1 protein-coding gene is annotated in these 2,092 nt (G+C 41.7%); it reads right to left on the bottom strand.

Annotation, left to right across the window (positions count from 1 at the left end; all coding sequences use genetic code 11):
- Nucleotides 1-175: 175 nt before the first annotated feature.
- Complete coding sequence (locus tag ACNRUY_RS26305; protein ID WP_488114630.1) at nt 176-1,921, bottom strand: hypothetical protein; 1,746 nt, start codon at nt 1,919-1,921, stop codon at nt 176-178.
- Between the last annotated feature and the right edge of the window lie 171 nt (nt 1,922-2,092).

The raw sequence follows: 2,092 nt of genomic DNA, 5'->3' as shown, positions 1-2,092 counted from the left end.
TGATTAGTATGAATCATAAGGGTTACCTTTTTACGATTTAGATTTCAGTGATTTCACCCTCTATCTAAATCGGTAACCCTTCCCTTTTTTGAAGAGGGAATTGTCAGATCAGATCTGAACTAATGCATGTCAGATCAGGTGTTGGTTAATACAACTGAAAGGTGGTTTCAGTAATTTATTTTCTGCCTGTACTTCTCTTTTTTTCTTCGTCTTTGTTGGGGATGACTGTAGGCTGATAGACCCCTTTATTTAATATTGGGCCAAGTTTATTGGTTTTTTTGCCATTCTCAATCTCGATACTTTCATGAAGAAACATTGCTGGCCAGCACATGTATGCCACTTTTGAGCCTTCCTTAGCGCCTGTTGTATACGGCCTAAACTTATTCTCATCAATAGCATCACCTGGGTTTTGAAACTTTAAAATCACGGGAGGAGTCTGCATCCTCATCTTATAACACAACTCAGCGCATTTTTGGCAGTAGGCGTCAATGTCCGGGCATTTTTGTAGGCTGATGCCATGCTTTCTCTGGATCTCATCTTTAACCTTTTCAAGAATGGCTCCTGACTGATAGGTTGTCATTGCATCTATATTGGCTGCCCTGAACGCTTTTATTTCTGCTTCAAGCATGGATGCTTCAATGCTGGTCGTAGCTTTACCGACTAAGGTATGGTACTTTCGAAGCAGTTCAGTGTTATCAGGAAGTACCGCTGAACAGGCATTGTCATAGGAGGATTTAATGCAGTCTGACAAGATTGAAACGATCTTGGCTTCATCAACGAATCCTGATTTCTTTAGTAGCCCTTTTAACTCGCCATACGCATCAGTCCACTCATTATCATATAATTCACCATGCTTTTCAGCTAGCTTCGTCGGTCGATTGGGATCACTTAAATCAGCAATGCCAGGATTATTGGCAGTCAGTCGATTGCCAGCGATTTTTGATAGTTCATTCCTTGCCTTATCAACAGCCTCAGTGGCTTTGGATAATGCACTGTCTAATTGAGCCTTCTCTTGTTCGAAAGCTTGCATAAGGGTTGATGGGCTCTCTTCAAAATCAATAAAAGGGTCATATTCCCAGTCATCTGCGACCATGGATAAGTGTTGACTTGTTTCTTTCTCTTCCTCTTTTTGCGCAACAGCCTTAACCTTTTGTGGTGGTAACACCAGTTTTCTTTTAGGAATGGTGTTCATTAGAAGTTCTACTGGCATTAGAAAGTGCCTTGACGCCTGATATCCATCAATTGCATTTTGCTTATTCTCAACAACCACAAAACGCCTTTCAGATCGTGACCATCGGACAGGAGCATGATCATCTTTATCCATTAAATAAGGTCTATCCTTATTCTCAACATTAAGAACATACTTGTCAGGTACATGGACTAATTGACTTTCAGGAATAGGCTTGTTCTCCCGATCGAGACCTGCCAATGCATACAAACGCCTATCAATCATTGCAGTTACATAAGGGCTTAACTCTTTTTTCAAACAGGATTCGCAATAGCGTACTTTATACGCCATCTGCTCTTTTTCCGACTTTTCAGCAACCGCTTTAGGAAGAGGATTGGGCTCAAATAGCAGTGGTTTTTTTCGAGCCACTCTCTGGATTTCATTATTCATCATTGAGAGAACCTTTTCTACCAGGGGCTGCTTGTTGATCGAAGCAAAATAACTACTGATCAAAGACTCATAATTTTCCTGAAAGGCATCAAAATCAGATGGACTCAAACCAGAGGTGAAATCCTTCAGGTCCGACACCCCCATCCCTCTTGCTAATAAAGTCTGCGTGCTACGGATACTGTCAACAAAGCCGCCGTCCTCCTCCAGCTCATTAAATAATACTGCATCTAATGCGCGCCTGCACCCTTCAACCATAGGCTGTGCAGCTTGCCATTGATCCTCAAAAAGCATTTCCATGTTCATATAGGCAAAACAGCTGCCAATGCTTTTATTCGGGGCATCAGCTACAGGGCAAAAACATGATCAAGAATCAATCAGCCCAAGCACTTTCATCATATAGTCTTCATCCCAGCCACAGGTTTTACGTTTGTTCTTGATACCAGCCTTCACTGAAGTATCAAGCTTGAGAAGGTT

This window comes from Endozoicomonas sp. Z74 (genome assembly GCF_057680865.1).
Note: the sequence above shows the minus strand (reverse complement) of the source record. Positions and strands in the feature narration are given on the sequence as shown.

What these genes read in the sequence shown, in the direction of transcription:
- ACNRUY_RS26305 (WP_488114630.1), bottom strand. Translation starts at nt 1,921, where the DNA reads ATGAACATGGAAATGCTTTTTGAGGATCAATGGCAAGCTGCACAGCCT.